General features: G+C 68.7%; 20 protein-coding genes and 6 pseudogenes. 12 read left to right on the forward strand and 14 right to left on the reverse strand.

Translation table 11 applies throughout. The features are described from left to right. Positions 1–20 precede the first annotated feature (20 nt). A complete protein-coding gene (locus tag K9S39_RS00310; protein WP_248861295.1) occupies positions 21–1088 on the reverse strand; it encodes an IS110 family RNA-guided transposase in 1068 nt (355 codons plus the stop codon). 800 nt (positions 1089–1888) lie between these two features. Further along, the gene (locus tag K9S39_RS00315; protein ID WP_248861296.1) at positions 1889–2812 is read right to left on the reverse strand and encodes a LysR family transcriptional regulator; all 924 of its coding nucleotides are present in this window, start codon (positions 2810–2812) and stop codon (positions 1889–1891) included. Between the two features lie 208 nt (positions 2813–3020). Between K9S39_RS00315 and K9S39_RS42595 the strand changes: the two are divergent. From K9S39_RS42595 to K9S39_RS00325, 3 pseudogenes are all read left to right on the forward strand, one after another. Beyond that, positions 3021–3950: pseudogene (locus tag K9S39_RS42595) on the forward strand (MFS transporter); the annotation flags it as partial. A gap of 432 nt (positions 3951–4382) precedes the next feature. Beyond that, positions 4383–5119 (forward strand): annotated as a pseudogene (locus K9S39_RS42600) (IS5 family transposase); the annotation flags it as partial. An 8-nt stretch (positions 5120–5127) separates the two neighbouring features. Next, positions 5128–5360 (forward strand): annotated as a pseudogene (locus tag K9S39_RS00325) (transposase family protein); the annotation flags it as partial. Positions 5361–5408: 48 nt separating this feature from the next. Here K9S39_RS00325 and K9S39_RS00330 read toward each other — a convergent pair. Further along, positions 5409–6608 (reverse strand): IS110 family RNA-guided transposase, encoded by a 1200-nt coding sequence (locus K9S39_RS00330; RefSeq protein ID WP_406707848.1) that lies wholly within the window; start codon positions 6606–6608, stop codon positions 5409–5411. Between the two features lie 273 nt (positions 6609–6881). On the opposite strand from K9S39_RS00330, the pseudogene K9S39_RS00335 reads away from it, so the two are divergent. Then, positions 6882–7115 (forward strand): annotated as a pseudogene (locus K9S39_RS00335) (transposase family protein); the annotation flags it as partial. A 47-nt stretch (positions 7116–7162) separates the two neighbouring features. Then, positions 7163–7315, forward strand: coding sequence for a hypothetical protein (locus K9S39_RS00340; protein WP_248869214.1), 153 nt, complete (start codon positions 7163–7165; stop codon positions 7313–7315). A gap of 386 nt (positions 7316–7701) precedes the next feature. Here the strand turns inward: K9S39_RS00340 and K9S39_RS00345 are convergent. Both K9S39_RS00345 and K9S39_RS00350 read right to left on the reverse strand, forming a co-directional pair. Next, positions 7702–7924, reverse strand: a pseudogene (locus K9S39_RS00345) (hypothetical protein); the annotation flags it as partial. Positions 7925–7970: 46 nt separating this feature from the next. Beyond that, a complete protein-coding gene (locus K9S39_RS00350; protein WP_283112065.1) occupies positions 7971–9179 on the reverse strand; it encodes an ABC transporter substrate-binding protein in 1209 nt (402 codons plus the stop codon). 306 nt (positions 9180–9485) lie between these two features. Between K9S39_RS00350 and K9S39_RS00355 the strand changes: the two genes are divergently transcribed. Continuing rightward, positions 9486–9881, forward strand: a complete 396-nt coding sequence (locus tag K9S39_RS00355; RefSeq protein WP_248861298.1) for a hypothetical protein — start codon at positions 9486–9488, stop codon at positions 9879–9881. A gap of 316 nt (positions 9882–10197) precedes the next feature. Here the strand turns inward: K9S39_RS00355 and K9S39_RS00360 are convergent, their stop codons facing one another. Then, positions 10198–10476: a hypothetical protein gene (locus tag K9S39_RS00360; protein ID WP_248861299.1), complete on the reverse strand. Its 279-nt coding sequence runs from the start codon at positions 10474–10476 to the stop codon at positions 10198–10200. An 89-nt stretch (positions 10477–10565) separates the two neighbouring features. On the opposite strand from K9S39_RS00360, the gene K9S39_RS00365 reads away from it, so the two are divergent. Continuing rightward, positions 10566–11330, forward strand: a complete 765-nt coding sequence (locus K9S39_RS00365) for an Fpg/Nei family DNA glycosylase (protein ID WP_248861300.1) — start codon at positions 10566–10568, stop codon at positions 11328–11330. 117 nt (positions 11331–11447) lie between these two features. On the opposite strand, the gene ku is transcribed toward K9S39_RS00365, so the two are convergent. Next, a complete protein-coding gene (gene ku / locus K9S39_RS00370; RefSeq protein ID WP_248861301.1) occupies positions 11448–12371 on the reverse strand; it encodes a non-homologous end joining protein Ku in 924 nt (307 codons plus the stop codon). Between the two features lie 33 nt (positions 12372–12404). Continuing rightward, positions 12405–12984, reverse strand: a pseudogene (locus K9S39_RS00375) (hypothetical protein). A gap of 221 nt (positions 12985–13205) precedes the next feature. On the opposite strand from K9S39_RS00375, the gene K9S39_RS00380 reads away from it, so the two are divergent. The 4 genes from K9S39_RS00380 (at position 13206) to K9S39_RS00395 (ending at position 15665) form a co-directional block, all read left to right on the forward strand. Further along, the gene (locus K9S39_RS00380; RefSeq protein ID WP_248861302.1) at positions 13206–14054 is read left to right on the forward strand and encodes a SigB/SigF/SigG family RNA polymerase sigma factor; all 849 of its coding nucleotides are present in this window, start codon (positions 13206–13208) and stop codon (positions 14052–14054) included. A 191-nt stretch (positions 14055–14245) separates the two neighbouring features. Next, positions 14246–14959, forward strand: a complete 714-nt coding sequence (locus K9S39_RS00385) for a GAF and ANTAR domain-containing protein (RefSeq protein WP_248861303.1) — start codon at positions 14246–14248, stop codon at positions 14957–14959. Positions 14960–15078: 119 nt separating this feature from the next. Further along, positions 15079–15291, forward strand: coding sequence for a hypothetical protein (locus K9S39_RS00390; protein ID WP_248861304.1), 213 nt, complete (start codon positions 15079–15081; stop codon positions 15289–15291). A 50-nt stretch (positions 15292–15341) separates the two neighbouring features. Next, positions 15342–15665 carry a plasmid stabilization protein gene (locus K9S39_RS00395; protein WP_248861305.1) on the forward strand — a complete coding sequence of 108 codons (324 nt, stop codon included), beginning with the start codon at positions 15342–15344 and terminating at the stop codon, positions 15663–15665. Positions 15666–15906: 241 nt separating this feature from the next. On the opposite strand, the gene K9S39_RS00400 is transcribed toward K9S39_RS00395, so the two are convergent. The 3 genes from K9S39_RS00400 to K9S39_RS00410 form a co-directional block, all read right to left on the reverse strand. Next, positions 15907–16185 carry a hypothetical protein gene (locus tag K9S39_RS00400; RefSeq protein WP_248861306.1) on the reverse strand — a complete coding sequence of 93 codons (279 nt, stop codon included), beginning with the start codon at positions 16183–16185 and terminating at the stop codon, positions 15907–15909. Positions 16186–16907: 722 nt separating this feature from the next. After that, on the reverse strand, positions 16908–17474 hold the full coding sequence (locus K9S39_RS00405; protein WP_248868542.1) for a copper chaperone PCu(A)C: 567 nt from the start codon (positions 17472–17474) through the stop codon (positions 16908–16910). A gap of 514 nt (positions 17475–17988) precedes the next feature. Next, entirely contained in the window at positions 17989–18423 is a 435-nt protein-coding gene (locus K9S39_RS00410) for a hypothetical protein (RefSeq protein WP_248861307.1), read from the reverse strand. A 265-nt stretch (positions 18424–18688) separates the two neighbouring features. On the opposite strand from K9S39_RS00410, the gene K9S39_RS00415 reads away from it, so the two are divergent. Then, positions 18689–19165 (forward strand): hypothetical protein, encoded by a 477-nt coding sequence (locus K9S39_RS00415; RefSeq protein WP_248861308.1) that lies wholly within the window; start codon positions 18689–18691, stop codon positions 19163–19165. 517 nt (positions 19166–19682) lie between these two features. Here the strand turns inward: K9S39_RS00415 and K9S39_RS00420 are convergent. From K9S39_RS00420 to K9S39_RS00430, 3 genes are all read right to left on the reverse strand, one after another. Next, positions 19683–20675, reverse strand: coding sequence for a chaplin (locus K9S39_RS00420; RefSeq protein WP_248861309.1), 993 nt, complete (start codon positions 20673–20675; stop codon positions 19683–19685). A 178-nt stretch (positions 20676–20853) separates the two neighbouring features. Further along, entirely contained in the window at positions 20854–21006 is a 153-nt protein-coding gene (locus K9S39_RS42605) for a chaplin (protein ID WP_406708113.1), read from the reverse strand. Positions 21007–21314: 308 nt separating this feature from the next. Continuing rightward, a complete protein-coding gene (locus K9S39_RS00430) occupies positions 21315–21572 on the reverse strand; it encodes a hypothetical protein (protein WP_248861310.1) in 258 nt (85 codons plus the stop codon). Positions 21573–21598 lie beyond the last annotated feature (26 nt).

Consider the following 21598-nt stretch of genomic DNA (forward strand, 5'->3'; position numbering starts at 1 on the left):
GTTGACGCTCCTATAGTTCGTCAAGTCGATTGCGTGGGTGGCTGCTTGGCCTTGATGTGCTGGTAGATCTCCCGGGCCAGGTACCGCTTGAGGCAGCGGATGATCTCCTGTTTCGTCTTGCCCTCGGCCGTGCGTCGGGTGACGTAGTCGATCGTGGGCTGGTGGAAGCGCATGCGGACGATCACAACGCGATAGAGCGCGGAGTTCAGCTGCCGGTGGCCGCCGCGGTTGAGTCGGTGTCGGTTCGTCTTGCCGGACGAGGCCGGGATCGGGCAGACGCCCGCGAGCTTGGCGAACGCGGCCTGGGAGCGGATGCGCTCGGGGTTGTCGCCGATGGTGACCAGCACTTCGGCGGCGGTGTCCGCGCCGATGCCGAAGGCGTCGACCAGGTCGGGCGCGTGGGCTTTGGTGAGCTCGCCCAGCAGAGCGTCGTGCTCCTTGACCTCGTCGTGGAGATCTTTCCAGCGGCGGGCCATGGCACGTATGGAGTGCTTCGCGGACGCTGAGGGACTGGTCACTGGGCCTGGTCGCAGGCCGGCGCATCGTTCGATGAGGGCCATCTTCGACAGGCTCTGGAGTTGCTGCCGCAGCTCGTCGGGGACCGTGACGATCAGGGCCTTGAGGGTGACCATGGCCTGGGTGCGGGCCTTGACCGCGCCGTCGCGGGCGATCTTGAGGTGGCGGATCATCTCTACCGAGCCCTCGGCGCTCTTCGGGGTCGCGGTGGCGGTGCCGGCCAGTACCGCGCGGGCGGCGTTCTCCGCGTCGATGGGATCGGACTTGCCTCGCTGGCGGCGCACGCGCCGGTCGGGCCGGTTGACCTCAACCAGCTTGTGGCCGTGTCTGCGCAGGTGGGAGGCGAGTCCGGCGCCGTAGGAGCCGGTGCCCTCGACACCGAAGGCAAGGACCTGGCCGAACTGGCGAGCCCAGGTCTCGAGTTGTTCATAGCCGCCGCGGTCGGCGGATACGCTGGTCGTACCCTGGACCCCGCCGACGGTGTCCACGGCGACGGCGGTGTGGACGTACTTGTGTGTGTCGACTCCGACGACGACTTTCCCGGTCGGCTCGGCCTGCAGGATGCTGGTCATGGCTGTCGGTTCCCCTCCCGGGAGCGGCGGTCAGCGCGAGACCGTCGGCCGGGCGGGAGGACAGGACTGTGACGAGCGCCTGGGGCAACAGGCTCCTATTCGGTCACTGCCCGCGCGGTCGACGGACCGCATCACACCCGCCGCCGGAGTGACCGACAGATCAACAGCAAGGACACCCGAGAGGTCAGTCGTAACACCAGTCAGGCCGCCCCGGCGACGGTGATCCCATCCTCACAGTCGTAGCTGTCGGCGACGGAGCCGACGGACGCGGTCGCGCCGGCCTCGAGCATCACGCGATGGCAGTAGCCTTCCGGCCGCCCGCCCCACCCCTGAAGCCAGGCGGCACCGGCAGCAGCAGGCGCAGCTCCTGCCACTCGGTCCCCGTCATGTCCGAGACGTAGCACGGGACGCGGTCCGGGTGGTCCGCCACGTTCCCGAACCGGTGCGCAAGGCAATCGCACAGCGACACGCGGGAGTTGGACGCGGCGGACACGACCACGCAAGACTACGACAACTGGACCTCCGGAAGCTCGGGCTGACTCACATCGCCGAGCTACCAGGAGGTCCTGCCTTCATGCACCGCCCGCGTCACGATCACTCGAACAGGAACCTTGTTCGACCGGCAAACCCCGCCAACCGAATGCGGATGACTTCTCACACCACACCACACCACACCACACGGAGAGGAGCCACAGAGTACGGGCAGTCCTGCCACTGCCTGCACACCCGGCAGGTCTCCGGCGCACCGCCCGTTTTCAGCTCCCTCTCCCTCCTCCTCGGCGGGTTTGGTCGTCGCGGCTCTACTCATCGGCCGCGTGAGATGTCTCTCTGGTGCTCATCTCGCGTGCCAGGGCCACAGTCAGTGCGCGGAAGATGCGCACTTCGGGGTTGGCGTCTGTGGTGCGGGTGGCGAGGACGCTGTGGGCGCAGGGTGCGTCGAGAATGGGTACGTAGCGGGTTCCGGGCCAGGGGTAGTAGCGGGCGAAGGACTTGAGTCCGGAGCCTGCTCCGCGGCCCGCCGCCACGCTGGTGAGGATGTCTTGCGGGGTGAGGGCGTAGTCGGGGGCGCGGCGTTCGCCGGTCTCGAAATACAGGTAGTCGGCAAAGTCGCGGAGCGTGTGCGGGGGCAGCTGCAGATAGGGCAGGTCGATGACGTCCCTCACATGGACGCCGGTGTTGGCGGCGTCCGCGAGTGGGGAGCGGGTCGGGACCGCGACTATTCGCTGTTCCGCAGTGAGGATGTCCACGTCGATCCCGTCGACCTCGAAGGCCGGCCGTACGAACGCCACGTCCACACGGTCTTCGCGCAGCGCACTGAGGTGTTCGGTGAAGGTCAACTGGACGAGTTCGAGCGGCACTTCGGGACGGGCGCGCCGGAAGGCGTTGACGGCTGCCGGGGTGACCTCGGCCGAGCCGTGCCCCATGATGCCCACCCGCAGGGGGCGGGCGGCGGCCGACGGGGCGAGGGCGGCCTCTGTCACATCCTCGACGGCCGCGTTCGCCGCGGCGAGCAGGGTGCGGGCGTGGGAGGCGAGCCGCTGTCCGGCGACGGTCGGCGTGACCGGGCCGTTGCCGCGGTCCAGCAGCCGGGTGCCGAACTCCCGTTCCAGTTGCTGGATGTGCTGAGTGACAGCGGCCGGTGAGAGGAAGAGCCGGGAGGCGGCCCGTCCGAAGTGTTCCTCCTCGACCACCGCCAGGAAGGAGGACAGCTTCCGCAGATCCATACCGGCCACGATACGACCGTGATGCAGCCGGCCACGACGACATTCAGAATTCCTGAACGGGGGCAGCGCCGGGCACTGACCGGCTCGTACAACGGTCGGTATGAGTAAGCACGCCGCCCCCGTCAGTCCCCCCGCCACCTCGCCTCCCTCATCGCCGCCGGGCGAGGGCGCGTTCGTATCCCGGCACTGGCTGAGGGCGGGCTGGGTGATGACAGCCTCCGGGTGGAGCGCCAACCAGTTCTCCGCCCTGCTGGGCGCCTACCGCAGCGATCTGGGCTTGACCACGGCCAGTACGACCGCGCTGTTCGGCATCTACGTGCTCGGGCTCGTCCCCGGCCTACTGCTGGGCGGCCCGCTCGCCGACCGGCGGGGCCGCCGACCCATCGTCTTCCTCGCGCTGGGCACGTCGGCCCTGGCCACCTGCCTGCTGATGATCGGCCCCGCTGCCTCCGTCTTCTTGTGGCCCGGGCGCTTCCTGACCGGGATCGGCGCGGGCGCCCTGCTGGCGGCGGGCGGTGCCTGGGTCAAGGAGCTTTCCTCGCCTCCGCACGGGAGTGCCCCCAATGCGGGTGTGGCGGCTCGTCGTTCGGGGCTGTTTCTGTCCGCGGGCTTCGCGACCGGCGGCCTGGTCGCCTCCCTCATCGCCCAGTGGGCCCCGCACCCGATGGTCATCGCCTACATCCCGCACCTCGTCCTCTCCGCCATCGCTGCGCTGAGCGCCGCACGGGCCCCCGAATCCTCGCCGGACCGTTCCCACGCAGCCTCGCCGGGCCCGGCTCGTAGCGCGCGGAAGGTGCGGCGTGCCTCGGCGGCCGACTTCCGCCGGCTGGTCGTCCCCGTCGCGCCGTGGGTGTTCATCGCCCCGGCGGTGGCCTTCGTCACGCTGCCCGGGCTGGTCGACGCCAGCCTGGAAGGCTGGGAGACGGTGTACGCCGGTGTGATCACCGCCGTCACACCCGGTGCCGGCATCATCGTGGCGCCGTTCGCGCGGTCGCTGGCCGCCCGGCACCGCATCGCCACCGGAGTGATGGGGCTGGCGGCCATCGCGCTCGGGCTGCTGGTATGCGCGCTCGCCGCGGCGCAGGCCCAGCCGATGACCGCCCTGGTCGCTTCGGTGGTGCTCGGTGCCGGCTACGGGCTGTGCGTCGCCTACGGCCTCACCGAGGTCGCCGTCCTCGCCCCCCCCGCACCAACTGGCGCGCCTGACCTCCTACTTCTGGACGGTGGCCTACCTGGGCTTCCTCGCCCCCTACGTGATCAACCTGTTCACCGGGGTGTTCGCACCACCCACGATCCTCACCGCCGCCGCCCTACTGGCCGTGATCACCCTGGCGACCGTCGCCTATCAAGGCAACCGCCAAGCGCATTCCCACTGATCCCTCATCATCACGCGTCCCGAAGCACACCCCGCCCGACCTGCTCCCGGCCGGCACCGCCCGACGGTCTTCGACTGCGGGCACACCGTGTACACACCGCAGCCCGTGTCGCCGTACGCGATACCGATTCCAATGACCGACACCGATACCGATGCCGATTCGTGTTAGCCCCGACAACCAGGAAGGCCTCGCTCATGCCGTGGGATGAGAAGTGGCTCATCAGCGATGAACTGACGCACGCTTTGGAGCTCAAGCCGCACCCGCCGCGGAACGTCGGGCGTGGCGGGCGGTGGAAGGACCACCGCAGGGTGATCAACGGTGTTCTCTTCCGCCAGCGGACCGGTGCCCCGTGGCGGGATCTGCCGCCACGGTTCGGGAAGTGGAAAACGGCTACGACCGGCATCGCCGCTGGTCGGCGGACGGTACCTGGGACAGGCTCCTGCGGGCTGTTCAGGCCGACGCGGATGCGGAGGGCCGGATCGACTGGACCATGGTCGGTGTTGACTCGACGTCCTGCCGGGCTCACCAGCACGCCGCCGGTGCTCGTGAACGCCCACCACGCGTTCCGGGTCGACGCAGCCGGCCCGCTCAGCACCGCGACGACGAGGCCCTGGGCCGGTCCCGGGGCGGGCTGACCTGCAAGATCCACCTGGCCAGCGACGGCGGCCGCCGCCCGCTCGCATTCGTCATTACGCCTGGACAGTGGGGTGATGCCCCGCAGCTGATCCCTGTGCTCGAACGCATCCGCGTCCCGCGCCCAGCCGGAGGCCACCCGCGCGCGCGGCCCGACCACGTCAGCGGAGACAAGGCGTACAGTTCCCGCCGTAACCGGCACTACCTACGACGTCGCCAGATCAAGCACACCATCCCTGAACGCACAGACCAGCGGGCCAACCGCCAGCGCCGAGGCAGCGCAGGCGGCCGGCCCAGCTCTTCGAGGTGGACCGCTCCACCGTCTCCCAGGCCGTCCGGCAGGTCCGGCCACTGCCCGCGGCCCGCGGCTTCGCCGTGCCCGACCGGCCCGGGGTACGGCTGAAGACACTGGAGGATGTCTTCGCCTACGCCGAGGCCGAGGGCATCGAGCTGAGGCTCGACGGCGTGGAGACCCAGGTACGACACCCGCACGCGTCACGCCCCGGACGCCGGGCTTCGTGTCCGGCAAGCGCAGGCAGATTCCCAATGGACTTGTCAAGCCGGGGAAGTGGCTCTCCGTGAGGGGGTCATGCTGCTGCGGCATCTGTTTGAGGCGGAGCGCTCTCGAAGGGGCGCCCGTCGCGTATGAGCGCCCACAGGACGTTGAGCCGAAGCCTGGCGAGGGCGAGGAGTGCCTGCTTGTGTCCTTTGCCTTCGCTGCGTTTACGGTCGTAGAACCGCTTGGAAACAGGGCAGCTGCGGGCCGCGACCTGAGCAGACAGGTAGAAGACCCGCAGCAGTCGGCGACTGTAGCGGCGTGGTCGGTGCAGGTTTCCGCTGATACGCCCGGAGTCCCGGGGCACGGGGGCCAGCCCTGCGACGCCGGCCAAACGGCCGGAGGTGCCAAAGGCGTCCATGTCTCCGCCGGTGATGGCGATGAACTCGGCGCTCAGCAGCGGACCCATACCCGGCATGCTGAGGATCACCTCCGCGTGCCGGTGCTCGCAAAACCGGCCCTCGATCAGGGCGTCAGTCTCGGCGATCTCCTCATCGAGGGCCATCACCTCCCTGGCCAGCTTGGCCACCATGGCGGCGGCCAGCTTCTCCCCGGGGACGGCGGTGTGTTGGGCTTCGGCGGCCTGGACCGCGGCGGCAGCAACGGCAGCGGAACAGCGGACCTTACGGTTCTTCAACCAGGTGGCGAGGCGGCTTACGCCGATCCTGCGCAGCGCAGCCGGGGTCTGGTATCCGGTCAGCAAGACCAGCGCACCCTTGGTCCGGCTGTAATCAAAGGCCCGCTCCAATGCGGGGAAATATTCCAGGAGTTGGGCGCGCATGCGGTTGATCGCGCGGGTGCGGTCGGCGGCCAGGTCGTAGCGCCGGGCAGTGAGGATCTTCAGGTCCACCGACACCTCGTCTCCGACTGCCAGAGGCTCAAGGTCGCGTCGCATACGGGCCTGATCGGCGATGACGTAGGCGTCCTTCGCGTCCGTCTTCCCATCGCCGCGGTAGGAGCCGGATGCGTGGTGGATGGTACGGCCGGGGTTGTAGAGCACTTTCTGCTCGTGGTTGACCAGCAGTGCGATCAGCAAGGCGGCACCGCCGGCGTTCAGGTCGATCGCCCAGGTCACCTCTCGGCTAATGCTCAGGACATCCGCGATCAGTTCCAGCAGCTCGGGCTCGCTGTTCGGCACCCGCCGCGAGAGCATCTTGGCGCCGTTGGCGTCGATCACCGTGCAGTGATGTCCAGCCTTGCCTGCGTCCGTACCAGCCCAGATCTCGGGCACCAGCGCCTCCGTCGTCCACGTTCCTGTATCTGGCCCAGCAGACGACCTCGCCGACGTGTCCTTACACAGCGATGCACTTCGCTCATCCCAATTAGCAGTCGAGTCGTCGCGGAGTGCCGGGCGGCCAATCTGCTTCAGCCACCGAGGGCAGGAACACCATGAGCCACACCCGACACTCCTGGGCCTCCCGATCCTACGAACGACCGGAAGCGACCCACCAACAACGTAAGGAACACCATCAAGTCGACCACGTTCAGCGACGGACAGGGAAGGATGCTGCTGGCCGGCGTGGTCCGGCCCGGCCGTATGCATGACCGGACCGCTGTGCGGACCGAGGGCATCACCGAGCAGCTCCGCCTCAGGCCGAGGGCGAAGGCCAAGGTCGACTCCGGGTACGCCGGACTGGCCAAGGAGTTCCCCGGCCAGGTCACCGCCCCGCCGAAGAAACCCAAGGACGAGGCGTGCGACGGCGAAAAGCGGGCCTGGCGCGAGGCACGGCGACGCCAGTCCTCGGCCCGGAGCCGCGTCGAGCACACCAACGCCGAACCACGGCAGTGGGCGCCCCTCGGCGCTTCACCGGACGACGCGAGACCTACGCCGAAACCCACCTGGCGATCGCCGGCCTGGTCTCCGACCGCACCGCCCGGCGGCCCACCCGCCGCGAGACGAGCACCGAACTCGTCCTCGCCCGCGACACCGCCTGCTGATCACACACCAGCCGAACCGCCAGGCCAGCACGCCGAAACCTCAATTGCCCCCAAGCCGATAGAGCCGACCGTCGCGGAGCATGGCTCACAGGATGGAGACTCGTTGGCGGGCGACAGCGATGACGGCCTTCTTAGGGCGGCCCTCGTCGTGCGTGGAGCCCTTGTACTTGCGCAAGTACATCTCCTTCTCCCACGTCCCCGCGGTCAGGCACGCGGCCTGGCTCGACAAGAAGAAGGCCGTTGTAGGGGCCGGCTGTACTGGGTCGGCCGCCGGCGGTTCCCCGTGTTCGAGCCGGAGTCCCTGGAGACGGGGCCATTCCTGATGCGACAGCGAGCCGTCCAGCACTTGGAGACCTGCAGCTTGACTCCTTCGCATCGTGAGGTGTCTACGGGCACCGCTCGCAGTCGGAGTCCTGTTTGAAGATGCGCGCCCAGTGCTCGTAGAGGAAGCGCGCGGGACCGTCCGCGATCAGTGAGACGTACGCGGTGGCGGGCGCACGGCGTTCCCATTCCTCGGTGAGCGCGGCCATGATGTCCTCGCCGGGGCCACGCCCTGGTGTGCGGGTGCACGCAGATGTCGACGATCTGGTGGGCGGTACCGCCGTCACCGGTCGGCCAGCTGGTACCCGCGTCAGCGGAGCGGCACGGGAGGCCGTCATCGCAGCAACTCCGGCTCGTCCTCAAGTGGCAGCTCGGGCCATTGGGAGTTGGCCACCACCGCCAGTTCGCACGGGTGCCGGTCGCCCCTCTTCCACTGTCCGCCGACCAGGCGCACCGTGGCGACGTTGGGGACAGGGCCGGTGGTCCAGTCGAGAGGGCCGGCCATCGTCTCGACACGTGTCCGGCCGAGCGCTGCTGCGACGGCCCCTCCGTCCGTGGGGTCATCGGCGGTCGACAGGGCATGCGTGGCGACCTCGAACAGCGCATAGGCCAGGCCCAGCGGTTGCAGCCACTGATTTCCCGTCACCCGCTCGTAGGCTTCGGCCAGCTCGGCCGCCCGCATGCCGTCGAGCGAGGAGCGGTACGGGTGGCGCGGCGTCCAGTAGATCAGCGAAGCCACCTTCGCTTCGGCCGGGTCGTCCACTCCCCTGCCGCTGCCGCCGACCGGGTACGCCAGCCAGCGCGAGCACGTGACCAGCCGCGGGCGCAGTCCGTGTCGCGCTGCCTGCTGCCGGAAGAGCGCAAGGTCCGCGCCGGTTGCCGCGCTGGTGATGACGTCCACGTCCTCGGCCGTGAAAGCGGCGATGTGCTCCGTGAAATCTGTTGCCGGTTCCGAGTAGCCGGCAGGGTCGATCAGATGATGGCCTAGGGCAGTGGCAACCGGGAGGAACCCCACCTCTTCGTGGCGCGACCAATTCCCTTGCGGGCCATCGTTCCAGAGACAGCCGACTTTCTGCCTGGCTCCCATGATTTCCCACATTTCGGCGAACACCGTGGCGATGTCATCGAGTCCCCAACAGAAGTGATAGGTCCAGCGGAAGGGGCGGTTTGTGGTCGCGCCTCGGCCGAAGTAGTAGACCTGCCAGGGGAAGGTGCTTGTCACGCACGGGGTTTCCCGTGCCTCGCAGGTGTCCGCGACGGCAGGGAGGACCGCTGTCCCGGCCAACGTCACAATCACGTCGGCCCGATCCTCGCGGATCAATTCCTCGGTCGCCTTGCGGGCCGCGTCCGGTTCGGAGCGGCTGTCACGGCTCACCAGCCTCAGGTCGTATCGGCGCCCCTGGTTCTGAACATGACGCAATCGGGATTGCAGGTGCCCCGTAACAAACATCAGCGGATCCCCGAGCTTCGCCAGCCGCCCGCTCTGCGGCGCCACGACGCCGATAGTGAGCCCCGCACTGTGCTTGCTGCCCGTTCCCGGCATTTCTTGTGCCCCTTACAGACATGGACAACTCTGAACCTACGGTGGTGCCCATGTTTGTAGCTGATCAAGCAACAGTGACGTCAGAGGTCTTCGTACGTGTCACGGCGTGGCGGTTCACGGTGTCAATGGCAGCTGCGGCGGCCACGGGTGGTCGCCCTTCAGAGCGTATGCCCCTTCGGTCGCAGCGAATGCCGACGTGGCCAGATACCGGATGGAATCCGGGTGAGAAGGCGCGCGGCGATGTCGTCCGCATGCCGTCCATGGCGAGCGAGCCCGAATAGCAAATAGAGATGATATACGGCGCAGTTGGAGGAGACCGCCGAAGCCGTGATGTTCGGCATCGGCCGGTTCCTGGCCGGCCGCGACATGGACGGCGTGAAGCGGACCGACGCCACGTTCCGGCGCTCCGGCAACCGCGCCCTGCCGAAGGTCGACAGCAGCGTCTCCCGATCGTCGTACCGGGCCGGATGGCAGCGCCTGATCTTCCGCATCACCCTCGCGAGCGGGGTCACCGAGGGCGGCTGTCTGCTCGGCAGAAATCCAGACGCCACCATGCAGACCGCCCAGGATCTGTGGGAGAACTGGATGGTGCCCGACACGTACGGAGGTTCACCGGGAATCCTCACGCTTCTCCCCGGGACCTCACTCCGCAGAAGCCGCGTTTCAGCAGGCCACAGCATTCCGTCGGTTTGTGTGTCCTGAACGCAAGGAGGAGTTCTATGTAGGAGGGACCGTCTCGTTGTGGTGCTGCGTGAAAGATGAAGGATTTGACCCTTCGGAGTCGCCCTGCGGGGGAGGCTTCAAACCACCTCATGCTGCGTTGGCTGATTGTGTCCCGAACGCGAAAGGGAGTTGAGCCTAGGACAGCTTCTGGAAGCGATGCTGTGCGAGAGATGAAGGTGTGGCCCTTCGGAGTCGCTCTGCGGAGGGAGATTTCAAACCGCCTCATGCCGCGTTAGCGAAGACTGTCGAGGTGTTGTGAACATGAACATGAACGTGGAAGGTGGGTCGGGTCGTGTTACTGGGTCCGGCGTACTAACTGCGGTGCTGTACGAAGAGATGGAGGTTGTCTGGCCCTCCGGCGTCGGTACGCGACGATCGCGTCGGGCTCGGCGTCCGCGGCGGCAAGGGCCCGCTCGGCCCGCATGAGCAACTCGGGTACTGGTGTCCCGGCATCCGGCAGCTCGGCCCGGGTGAGGAGACCGTGGAGCCGGTACTCCTCGGCGTTCGGGATCTTCCGGAGCGTCGCCGGGTTCTTGTCGTCGAGCCCGAGGACGAAGATGTGTGAGCTCGCCATGGAGACCGAGTAGCCGCGACGTGCGGCCCCGAAACCCCGCACTGCGCGTGGGCGTGATTCGGCCGGCCGGGCCAGGGGTACCCGGGGCCATGCCCGAGCTGCCTGACGTCGAGGGATTCCGGGAAATCCTGGCCTCCTGTGCGCGCGGCCGCCGGATCAAGCGGGTCGAAGTCATGGACGCCGACGTGTTGCACGGAGCGGGCGCCCGGAGGCTGGCCCGTGAGCTGACCGGCCGCCGCCTCGCCGAGCCGGAGCGGCACGGCAAGTGGCTGCTCGTCCGCACCGACGGTCCCACCGTGCTCCTTCACTTCGGCATGACCGGTCTGCTGCTCTGCTGCGACGCCGACGAGCCGCGCCACCGGCACGACCGGGTCGTTCTCACCGTCGACGGCCACGAGCTCCGCTACCGCGATCAGCGCAAGCTGCGCGGCCTGTGGCCCGACGATCCCGACCGCGTACTGAGCGACCAGGGCCCGGACGCGATGGACCTCGGCCTCGCGGACTTCAGGGAGCTGCTCTCAGCCCGGCGGGGCGGGCTGAAGTCGGCGCTGATGAACCAGTCGCTGCTCGCCGGGCTCGGCAACCTGACCGCCGACGAGATCCTGTGGCGAGCCCGGCTGCGCCCCTCCCGTGCCGCTTCCGGGCTCACCGGCGAGGAGGTGCGGCGCCTGCACGCACGGCTGCGCAGCGTCCTGCGCTCCTCGATACGCGTCGGCCAGATCCCGCCGAGGCCCAGCTGGCTGACCGGGCACCGCGACGACGCGGACCCGCACTGCCCGCGCTGCGACGGCCGGCTGCGCCGCGACCGCATCGCCGGCCGCACGGCGGTGTGGTGCCCGGCGTGCCAGCGCTGAACACGCATGGGCGGAGCGCTCCGGCACGGCGCGGCGGCGAGGTCCGGTCCTTCTCGTCCGAGGTTCGGTCCTTCTCGTTGTTCGAGATCCGGTCCTTCTCGTTGCCGCTGGACCGTCTCACGAAGCGTTCCCGAGGGCCTCGATGAGCTCGTCCCGGTTCATCGAAGAGCGCCCGGGGATGTCGGCATCGGCGGCACGTTCGTAGAGCTGCTTCTTGTTGAGCCGTTCCAGACCGCCGCCCTTGCGAGCGCCCTTGCGCTGCTTGCCCCCCGCCCGGTCGACGCTCTTCTGCAGTACGTCCATCAGGTCGACCACGTTGGTGGCCTGCGGAGGCGGCTCGGCCTTCTCGTATGTCTCCCCCTTGGCCTTCGCCTCGACGAGCTCCAGAACGCGCTCGCGGAAGGTATCCCGGTATTCCTCCGGGTGCCACTCCATATCGAGGGCCTCGACCAGCTCCACCGCCGTCTTGAGCTCCTTCTCGGGCAGCTTGCGCTTCCCCGGTGTCGTGGAGATCTCCTCCTTCGGGTCCCGGACTTCGTCCGCCCAGTGCAGGGTGTGCACGGCCAGGACGTCCGCCTCGGCCTTCACCGCGAGGAGGTACTCGCGGTTGCGCATCACGAACGTGGCGATCCCGGCGCGGCTGGTCCGTGACAACGCCTCGTGAAGCAACGCGTACACCTTCGCGTGCTCCTCGTCCTTGGGCGCCAGCCAGTAGGTCCGGTCGAAGTAGATCGGGTCGACCTCGTCCAGATCGACGAATCCGCTGATCTCCAGTGCCTGCGAGCGGCCGGGCGCGATCTCGTCCAGCTCGTCCGGCTCGACGACGACGTACTCGCCGTCCGTCTCAAGGCCCTTGACGATGTCCTCGGCCGCGACCTCCTTGCCGGTGCGCTCGTTCACGCGCTTGTTGCGGATCCGGTCCGAGGTCCCCCGCTCCAGCTGCCGGAACCGGATCGTATGGCTCTCCGTCGCGCTGAACAGCTGCACCGGCAGCGAGACAAGGCCGAACGTCAGCGTCCCGCTCCATATCGGGCGTGCCATCCTCGTCACCTCCACCATGCGCGTATCACGTCGTCAGGCGCCGAGCTGCGGCAGCACCTTGGTGCGGTGGAAGTCGAAGAAGCCGCGCTGGTCCGGCCCGATCCGGGTGACGTACACGGTGTCGAACCCGGCCTCGGCGTATGCCGTGAGCCCGGCCACGTGCTCGTCCACATCGTCGCCGCACGGGAACACCTCGGCCACCATGTCCTCCGTCACGAGTTCACACGCCTGCTCGAAGTGGCGTGGGGCGGGGAGTTCCTGGCCCAGCTGACCGGGGAGTCGCGCATCCGACCCCAGCTGGTGCGCGGTGCGCACCGCCTCGTTCCGGTCGGGACCGAAGCAGACCTTCACGCCGCCCTACCGGCTTGGGCCCGCCGCCGCTGTCCCGGTAGCGATCGATGAGCTCCTTGTCGGGGGCCATCGTGATGTATCCGTCGCGACCGCCGATGAGCGACCACACGAAGGGGCTGTGCCCCTGGGCATCGTTCCAGGGGTGGTAGTGGTCGGAGATCCACAGTGCCTCGTACCCCGCCTGCTCCGCCATCCACGCCTGCTCGACGAGGTCGGCCGGGCCGTGTTCCTCGCAGGCCAGGAAGTATCCGTAGGTGGTCATGGCGCCCTCCCGCGCGCGGTTGTCCTGCTGCCGGGTAACCGCGGTGGGCGACGCGGAAACCTCGCCTCCGGGCCGCACGTGTACGGGCACCGGCTGAGCGCGTACCGTGGAAGTGGTGCTTCGGGCCAGAGGCATGCCGCGGACCGTTCCGGTGGCGGCGTCTACTGGCCGGCTCCCGCGGCGGACAGCTATCAGCCCGTCCGACAGGTGCGGGAGCCGTCATGCGTACGGACAATTCTTCATCGAAGGCGCCTCTCCGTAGTTCCAAGGAGCCCCTCTGTAGCGGCTCCCGCAGGAAACCCGCCCACCGGCGCCACGAGGACACCCCCGACACCGCATCCGCCTTCCGCAGGCTGGCGTACCTGCCGGAGGGTCCCGAGCGCGCGGCAGTACGGGAGGAGATCATCCGGGCGTGGATGCCGGTGGCCGAACGCGCGACCCACCGCTTCCGCCACCGCGGGGAGAGCGGTGAGGACCTCCTCCAGGTCGCCGCGCTCGGCCTGGTCAAGGCAGTCGACCACTACGAACCGGAGCGCGGCTGCGCCTTCGTCTCCTTCGCGATCCCCACGATCGTCGGGGAGCTCAAGCGCCACCTCCGCGACCACCTGTGGAGCCTGCACGTACCGCGCCGCTTCCAGGAACTGCACAGCAAGGCCTACCTGGCCACCGTCGAGCTGGACCAGGCCCACCCCGGCGCCTCCCCCACCCCTCGTGAGATCGCCGAGCACACGGGCCTGACCGAGAGCGAGGCGGCCACCGGGGTATTGGCACACGACGCCTACAGAGCCGCCTCCCTTGACGCCCCCATCCACGGCGTCGACGCCTCGAGCCTCGCCGACACCCTGGGCGACGATGACCACGCGCTCGACCTCGTGGTCGACCGCGAATCGCTCAAACCCCTCCTGGCCGACCTGTCGGAGCGCCAACAGCGCATCCTCTACCTGCGGTTCTTCCGCGATTTCACCCAGGCACAGATCGCCGACCGGATCGGCGTCTCCCAGATGCAGGTATCCCGCCTCCTCCGGTCGACCTGCGCTCAACTGCGCGAGGGACTCCTCGCCGGCGCCTGAGGACGCGTACGACGTGCCCGTACAGGCATACGACGCGTAAGGCCGGGTAATCGAGGCCAACCCGGCGGTTCGGCACGACAGCCTCCGGGCCAGCTGGGGCGGCCGGACCGCGGCCGGCTTCCCCACGCGCCCCCGGCGCACTCCCGTGATTAGCTGGCACAAAGCACCCCGCTAAGGCGTGGAGCAGCGCCGTGGACGAATCAGCGATCGGGCTGGCACGGATGTTCGCCGACCTGGCACAACAGCTGCAGCAAAAGGGCAGCTGGGAGCAGACCCTCACCGAGGTCGTCGAAGCGGTCCACTGGGCCGTGCACGGATGCGACGGGGCGGGTGCGATGCTGCACCGGGCCAAGGGGACGTCCGAGAGCCCCGCGTTCACCGCGGAATGGGTACACAGCTGCGACCGCGCCCAGCTGGAGCTCGGTGAAGGCCCCAGCCTGGACGTCGCGGCGGAGCACCCCGTCGTGCGCATCCCGGACATGGCCACCGAGCCCCGCTGGCCACGCTTCGCCGCCCGGGCCCACGTACTCGGCGTGGGCTCCATGCTCGTCCACCGGCTGCCCTCCGCAGCGGGACTGTCCTGTTCACTCAACCTCTACGGGACGCTGCCAGGGGCCTTCGACGCCACCGCCGAAGAACTGGCCGAGATCTTCGCCGCGCACGCCTCCGTGGCACTCGCCGGCGCCCGCGTGCAGGAGACGCTGGAGGCGGCCGTCGCCTCACGACAGAGCATCGGCGAAGCCTGCGGCATCCTCATGGAGCGGCACGGGACCACCTCCCGGCAAGCCTTCGACATGCTCGTACGGGCCTCACAACACATGAACGTCAAGCTCCGGCACATCGCCGAAGCCGTGGTACGCACGGGGCGGGACCCCAACGACGTCATGCATCACCGGGACGGCTGACCGCGGTCAGGACGTACGCCCGTCGCACGGCCCCGCCTCCCCGCGCGGTTTCGAATCCCCTCACGTGGTGACCCGACGATGAGCACGCGCGGGAGGAGTGAGTGAGAGGAGTGAGCGAGATGTCGAACCCTCAGGCTCGGGAGGAGCGGCGCGACGGCAGAAGCGCGGCCACGCCGCTGGAGCAGGCCAAGACCAAGGCCGGCATGGACCGCAAGATCGGCCCCGGTGGTGCCGAGCATGCGCACGGCACGGACAAGGGCCGCAAGGGCGGGGGCGAGGGTGGTGGAGTCCCGCCTGACCAGCAGCCCGATCACCCCGAGGGAGACGGGTGAGCCGTACGCGTGCTCGGGTATTGCGCAGGCAAACAGCGAAAGGGGCGATCATGCCCGCCGGAGCGAGTGACAAGCGTGAGCGGCAGTACGAGAAGATCAAGCAGAGCCAGCTGGACACCGGACGCAGCGAGCGGGATGCCGAACGGATCGCCGCCGCCACCGTCAACAAGGAGCGCGCCCGCAGCGGCGAAGCCGAACGCTCGAGCAAACTGTCGCAGCAGGACATCTCGTCCGGCCGCAGGGGCGGTAAGCGCTCAGGTCAGGGGCCGGGCGGCCGCACCAAGGACCAGCTCTACGAGGAGGCCAAGCGACAGAACATCGAGGGCCGCTCGAAGATGAACAAGGAGGAGCTGGAGCGGGAAGTCGGTGACTGAGCCGCTCCCGCGGAGCAGCGGGGGTGAGGGATGAGGATCGGGCCGCTCGGCTGACGGACGGCCCGATCGCGCATCTGAAGTCCCGGGCCTCGCCTTGCTGCCTGGATCTGCTCCCACGTCGCGTGGTCCCACTCCGTGTGCGGCGGGTCGGTGGGACGGCCGGGGTCCGCGACGAAAACCGTGTGTCAGTGGTGCCGTCGGGTATCACGCGGAGACCGCCTCAAGTCCCGTTTTCCCCTGCTCATCCGAACAGCGCACGGGGCTTGAGCGGTAGCGCCCGCATGCCCTCGCCGGTGCGCACGGCCGTGAGGAATTCGGCGAGCGTCTCCTCGGCCGTGTGCGGCGGGGTCCAGTCCAGCTGGTTCCCGGGCCCGTGCAGCGTCCAGGAGGGGCAGCTCGAGTACGGCGTCGAGCAACTGCGGCGGGACGGGGCGGTGTGGGCCGTCCACGCGGCGCGTGCGGCGGCGTGGACGGCCTGCCGGGGCAGCCGCACCACGCGGGCGTCGAGCAGTCGGGCCAAGCACCCCCCGCGTCGATCACGGTTCGGCGGCCAGGTTGAAGGCGCCGGGCGTCGCCCAGTGCGGCGAGGCGGTAGGACGCGGCGGCGGCGTCCGCGTGCAGCACCTGGAAGGCCAGGCCCTCGATATCCGGGACGACGGGGATCAGCCCGGGCCGCACCAGACGGTGGGCCGGAACGGTCCGGCGAAGAGACGGCGTTGCTCCATGGCTGACGCGCGCTGGAAGGTGAAGCCGGACCGCACGCGCACGACGCGCCGCTTCGCGTGCTTGGCCTCGAAGCGTCAAGGACCCGTTCGCATAGGCCCTTTCACGGGAATAGGCCACGTCGGGTCGGCCGTGGGTGGCCACTCCTCCCCGACAGGCGGACGCTTGGGCCCGGGGGCGTAGGCGGCCAGGGACGAGGCGGCGTCGAACCGGCGAGGGTCGGGATGGGGAGCGAGCTTCTTCTTCGGCCGCTCGGCTCCGAACCGTCCCCCGCACCGGTGCGTTCTCGTCGATCACCGCGGTGTACGGGTAGGGCGGGTAGCCGTGGTTCCAGCCTTGGACGGCGTGCTGGAATTGTCCGCCCATCGACACCTCCATCATCGTCGCCCGGCAGCCCTCCGCATCGACCTGGCTGTACCGGCAGGTGCGCAGCCTCCCGGACTCGGTGCCGCCTACAGGTTCGTTGGCGTACACCACCTCCACGCCGATCCGCTCCAGCTCGTGCTCAGCGTCTCAGCGTCATGAACTGGGGGAAAGACTCGGGTTCGGGTCATAGACCGGGACCTGTGCCTGCAGGTTGAAGGTCGCCGCCCCGGCTTCTTCGAAGCGCACAGTGAACTTCACGAAGTCACCGCCCCGCACCAACTGGCGCAGGTCACGCAAGACAAGGTGTGTTTTGCCGGGCTCCAGCTCCTGGAGCTTGTCGGGAGGAAGGGGCACACCGTCTGGGAGCGACTTGCCGTCGGAGTCCACGATCTCCACCGAGCCGGCCGCCGGAGTCGACGCACTCACCAGCCGGTCCGCATCCGGCCCCTTGTTATAGAGCCACATATAGGCTGGCACGTCATCGCCCCGCTCCCACGGTTTGCCCGTGGGCTCCGCGATATGCGCATAGCGGATCAGTACAGAGCCGACCTTCTCGTTCCGGCCCGGGGCATCCCACTGCTGAGGATCGAAGCCCTCAGCAGCGCATCCGCTCAACGCCAGGGCAGCGGCAGCGACCAAGGCCGCAACCGGGCGACCCGCGGTGGCGAAACGGCTCAGCAGCACGATCAGCTCCTGGATCGGCAGGCGTAACACGGACACGTACTTCAAGCGAGACGCCCTCACGCTATGTCCTTCACAAATGCCCGCCACACGAGCGGCAAACGACACCGTCGGGCTTCACCCAGGCAGACCACCCGGCCAATGTCGAACCTGCTCAGCGTTATCCGAGAGCGACCTGATCCGACGGCTACTGGTGTAGACGCGTATTCAACTGTCGCGTGTTGCCCGTGCTGCTGGCCGTGGGAGTGACTTTCCGTGATCTCCAGGGGCGTATCGGCTCCACGTCCCGCTGTCGCCGACGCATTATTGCCTGTTTCTGGCGTACTCCGGCTGCCCTCCAATCAGGGCCGGACCCGGGCCCGCCACGGTAGTCCGTACCCGGGGGCCGGAAGGGGAGGGCCGCGTGGCGCCGTGGCCTCGAGGGCCACCGCACGCCACGGCCGCGACGCGGCCGCAGCTATCCGTGCCACGCACGGCCCATCGATGGCCGACCGCATCCGTACCGGTCTGCAGGCCGCGACCGCGTCGGGCCCTCGGCTGCGGAGAGACGTGGCTACGGCGCGTCGCCAGTGGGCAGGTGGCTCAGGGCGTCGGCAAGCTGGCGCGCGGATACCGAACCTGTCTCGGACAGTCCGGCGTCCAGCCAGGCCCGGCGCGCGGCGTCCTTGTCGCCCTCAGCCGCGGCCAGGACGTTCTCCTTCGCGCTGTTCTCGTGGATCGGTTCAGTGTCCGGGCCGTGGTCGGTGAGGTGGACGACGGTATGGACCTGCCGCTGGGCGTTGGAGGCCACCTGCTCGTTGAGGCGGTAGACGCGGAGTCGGTGTCCGACGAGGGAGCGGGCCCGCTCGATCATCGCCCGGCCGGCGTCGATGTCGCCACGGTCGGTGCGCAGGTGCTCGAGCTCGCCGGAGGTGTTGCGGACGACCAGGACGCCGCGGGTGCTGGTGGCCTCCACGTACACGGCAAGGAGCGTGGCCGTGAACTGCATTGCTGCCCACGGTGTCGGCGAGGGTGTAGAGGTGCCTCGCGCCGCCCGGCCACGGACGGCGACGAGCATCTGCTGGCCCTGCTCTGAAACCGTACCGCGCGTCGCCGGAAATCCAGCCACCTTTGGAGACCCCATTCCTGCCGGGGTGGCGGCCTGGCAGTATTCCCGTGCGCGCAACACGGCGGCCGGGATACGGGACAGAGCCTGGCCTGCCCCCCACCCGTTGGCTCTGGCCCGTGAGACAACGACCAAGGAGCGCCTCATCATGGTGCAACCCCGTGTGCGCAATCTGCTGATCAGCGTCGGAGCAGCGGCCCTGATGACGGTCACCGGCCCGGCCTTCGCTCACCCCGTCCCGGCAGCGGAGACCAGCGAAGCCACAGCCTCCGACGTCGCCGCCGCCGGTTTCTGGTCCTGCTCTCTGCTGCCCGGATACACATTCACCAACACCCGGAGAACCACGAGATGTTCGACCAGCGGCCTGCGCACCCAGTACTACGTACAGCGGCCGTCGGACCGCCTGTGGGCCTGCACGGTGCCGTCAGGTTTCGTCTACGACAGCGTTCAGTCCACTACGCGCTGCTCGATCAGCGGCCTGCGCACCCAGTACCGCGTGCGTAAGCCGAGGACCGGCCTGTGGGCGTGCACGGTGCCGCCCGGTTACACGTACACCGCAACACAGAGAACCACCCGTTGCTCCGTCACGGGCTTGCGCACGAAGTACCGTTTGCGCGCGTACTGAAAACCGGGCACAGCGGCGCAGGCAGGTCGAGGGGCCCATCAACGCCTACAGCTGGCCCGCAGCTGATCGACGCAACTGCAGTCCGATGCAGCGTGGCGGCGCCTGTGGCAACTCGGCAGTCCTCGGGGCGAGCAGCGCAGCCGTGCACGACAACACCACCCCCGGCACCAGTCCCGCACGCCGCAGCGCACGAGCTGCTCACGGGGTGATCGGCTCAACCATGGGCGGTCCCCCATGGACAGATGTACGCCTCGCCACGACAGAGGAGTGTGGCGAGGCGTACGGATATGGGGATGTTCCTGGCCCCTCCGGAGACGGGCGAACCCGCCCCCGGAGGGGCCGGTCAGAAAAGGTCCCGGGCGCGAACCTCGTGCACCGCCTCGTGCGGGTTCGCCGTCAGATCACCTTCCAGTTCCGCACCACGTGGTGAGCGCCACGGGGAGAATAGGAGAGCGGGAGAGCGGGCCACGTTGCTCGGGACCCGCTCTGGGGTGCGCGGGGGCGCGGGTATGGCTGATCACCGGCGGGCGGTGCGTGCCTTGCGGTAGAGCGCCGCGCCGCCGAGCAGCAGCCCGGCGCTGGCCGGGACCGCGTAGCCGATCGCCCCGGCTCCGGTGTGCGCAAGCTGCCCGGCAGGCTTGGAGTCGTGGGGCATTCCCGGGTTCTCGGCGTCGTCCCCGTTTCCGGGGTCATCCCCGTTTCCGGCATCATCCCCGTTTCCGGCATCGTCCCCGTTTCCGGCGTCGTCCCCGTTTCCGGCGTCGTCCCCGTTTCCGGGGTCATCCGGGTTCTCGGCGTCGTCCCCGTTTCCGGGGTCATCCGGGTTCTCGGCGTCGTCCCCGTTTCCGGGGTCATCCGGGTTCTCGGCGTCGTCCCCGTTTCCGGGGTCATCCGGGTTCTCGGGGGTCGTCGGTGAGCCGCTGGCGCAGTTGTTGTCGGAGGCCGGGTTGAGCACACCGACCACGTCGGCGGTGTTGCCGCAGGCATTTAGCGGGCTGTGGATCGGGGCCTGGACGTTGTTGCCGGAGGCGATGCCGGGCGAGTTGGTCGCTCCGCCGTCGGCGCCCGAACCACCGTGATGCCCGCCACTGGCGCTGTTGGCGCAGCCGTTACCGGAGGCCGGGTTGAGCACCCCCACCACGTTGACGGTGTTACCACAGACGTTTAGCGGGCTGTGGATCGGGGCCTGGACGTTGTTGCCGGAGGCGATGCCGGGCGAGTTGGTCGCTCCGCCGTCGGCGCCCGAACCACCGTGATGCCCGCCACTGGCGCTGTTGGCGCAGCCGTTACCGGAGGCCGGGTTGAGCACCCCCACCACGTTGACGGTGTTACCACAGACGTTTAGCGGGCTGTGGATCGGAGTCTGGACGTTGTTGCCGGAGGCGATGCCGGGCGAGCCGGCCGCGCTTCCGACGGCCCTGGCGTCCGCGTGTGCGTAACCGGTGGCCGCGGCGAGTACCCCGCCTGCTGCCGCCATGGTAATCAGGCCCTTGCGTGCGACCTGCCTCATAGGTTGTTCCCCTGTCTCGTGTCTTTACAGGAATGCACGCGGGTAGCGATACCCATGGAGAGGTCCATGGAGCTCCACCCGCCCACCGAAGTACCCAGCGGCTGCGGAATGCATGGCATGGAGTGCCCTGCATTCCGGAGCCGAGCCGGATCAGACCCTTACGGGTTCAGATGTGACGTCAATCGACGCCAAAAATCTGCTTGTTGGTGCAGTCGCTGCCGAAGCTGGGCTTCAGCGGTCCGACCGCGGAGGTCGTGTCGCCGCAGGCACGCGCCGACACGCTGACCGGAACCTGGACGTTATTGCTGGCGCCGATGTCCGGGGAGTTCAGGGCAGCACCCTGGTGCCCGAGTCAGCAACGGCCAGGCCGACACCGGCGAGCGCAAGACCATCGGCAGCCGTCACCGCAACGACGACCCGTTTGATCATTTTCCTCCTTGTATGCAAATGCGATCCCAGCCGGGGACCGCACAAACTGCAACGAGGAAAAGACTTTGAAGCTACGAACACATCGGGGATTCACCCATTCGGGCGAAGTCGCCGAGCTCCAGAAATCGCCTGGTCCCGTGCGGTGAAGACCATGGCCAAGTCCGTGCCGACGCCGTGGTTCCCGCCGTATGCCCGGGCTCGGGCGTACGGCTACGGCCCGTCGGCGGCGGGGAGATACGACAGGGCGTCGGCGAGCTGGCGCACGGACACCGAACCTGTCTCGGGCAGCTCGGCGTCCAGCCAGGCCCGGCGCGCGGCGTCCTTGTCGCCCTCAGCCGCAGCCAGGACGTTCGCCTTCGCGCTGTTCTCGTGGATCGGGTCCGTGTCCGGGCCGTGGTCGGTGAGGTGAACGACGGTGCGAACCTGCAGCTTGGCGTTGGAGGCCATCTGCTCGTTGAGGCGGTACACACGCAGCCGGTGGCCCACCAGCGCCC

The sequence above is a fragment of the Streptomyces halobius genome, from assembly GCF_023277745.1.
Lineage (GTDB): Bacteria > Actinomycetota > Actinomycetes > Streptomycetales > Streptomycetaceae > Streptomyces > Streptomyces halobius.

Coding starts and splice junctions, on each gene's coding strand:
- K9S39_RS00415 (WP_248861308.1), top strand. CDS start 18,689: ATGGTGCAACCCCGTGTGCGCAATCTGCTGATCAGCGTCGGAGCAGCG.
- ku (WP_248861301.1), bottom strand. CDS start 12,371: ATGGCACGCCCGATATGGAGCGGGACGCTGACGTTCGGCCTTGTCTCG.
- K9S39_RS00395 (WP_248861305.1), top strand. CDS start 15,342: ATGCCCGCCGGAGCGAGTGACAAGCGTGAGCGGCAGTACGAGAAGATC.
- K9S39_RS00410 (WP_248861307.1), bottom strand. CDS start 18,423: ATGCAGTTCACGGCCACGCTCCTTGCCGTGTACGTGGAGGCCACCAGC.
- K9S39_RS00360 (WP_248861299.1), bottom strand. CDS start 10,476: ATGGCGAGCTCACACATCTTCGTCCTCGGGCTCGACGACAAGAACCCG.
- K9S39_RS00380 (WP_248861302.1), top strand. CDS start 13,206: ATGCGTACGGACAATTCTTCATCGAAGGCGCCTCTCCGTAGTTCCAAG.
- K9S39_RS00310 (WP_248861295.1), bottom strand. CDS start 1,088: ATGACCAGCATCCTGCAGGCCGAGCCGACCGGGAAAGTCGTCGTCGGA.
- K9S39_RS00390 (WP_248861304.1), top strand. CDS start 15,079: ATGTCGAACCCTCAGGCTCGGGAGGAGCGGCGCGACGGCAGAAGCGCG.
- K9S39_RS00350 (WP_283112065.1), bottom strand. CDS start 9,179: ATGCCGGGAACGGGCAGCAAGCACAGTGCGGGGCTCACTATCGGCGTC.
- K9S39_RS00315 (WP_248861296.1), bottom strand. CDS start 2,812: ATGGATCTGCGGAAGCTGTCCTCCTTCCTGGCGGTGGTCGAGGAGGAA.
- K9S39_RS00420 (WP_248861309.1), bottom strand. CDS start 20,675: ATGAGGCAGGTCGCACGCAAGGGCCTGATTACCATGGCGGCAGCAGGC.
- K9S39_RS00365 (WP_248861300.1), top strand. CDS start 10,566: ATGCCCGAGCTGCCTGACGTCGAGGGATTCCGGGAAATCCTGGCCTCC.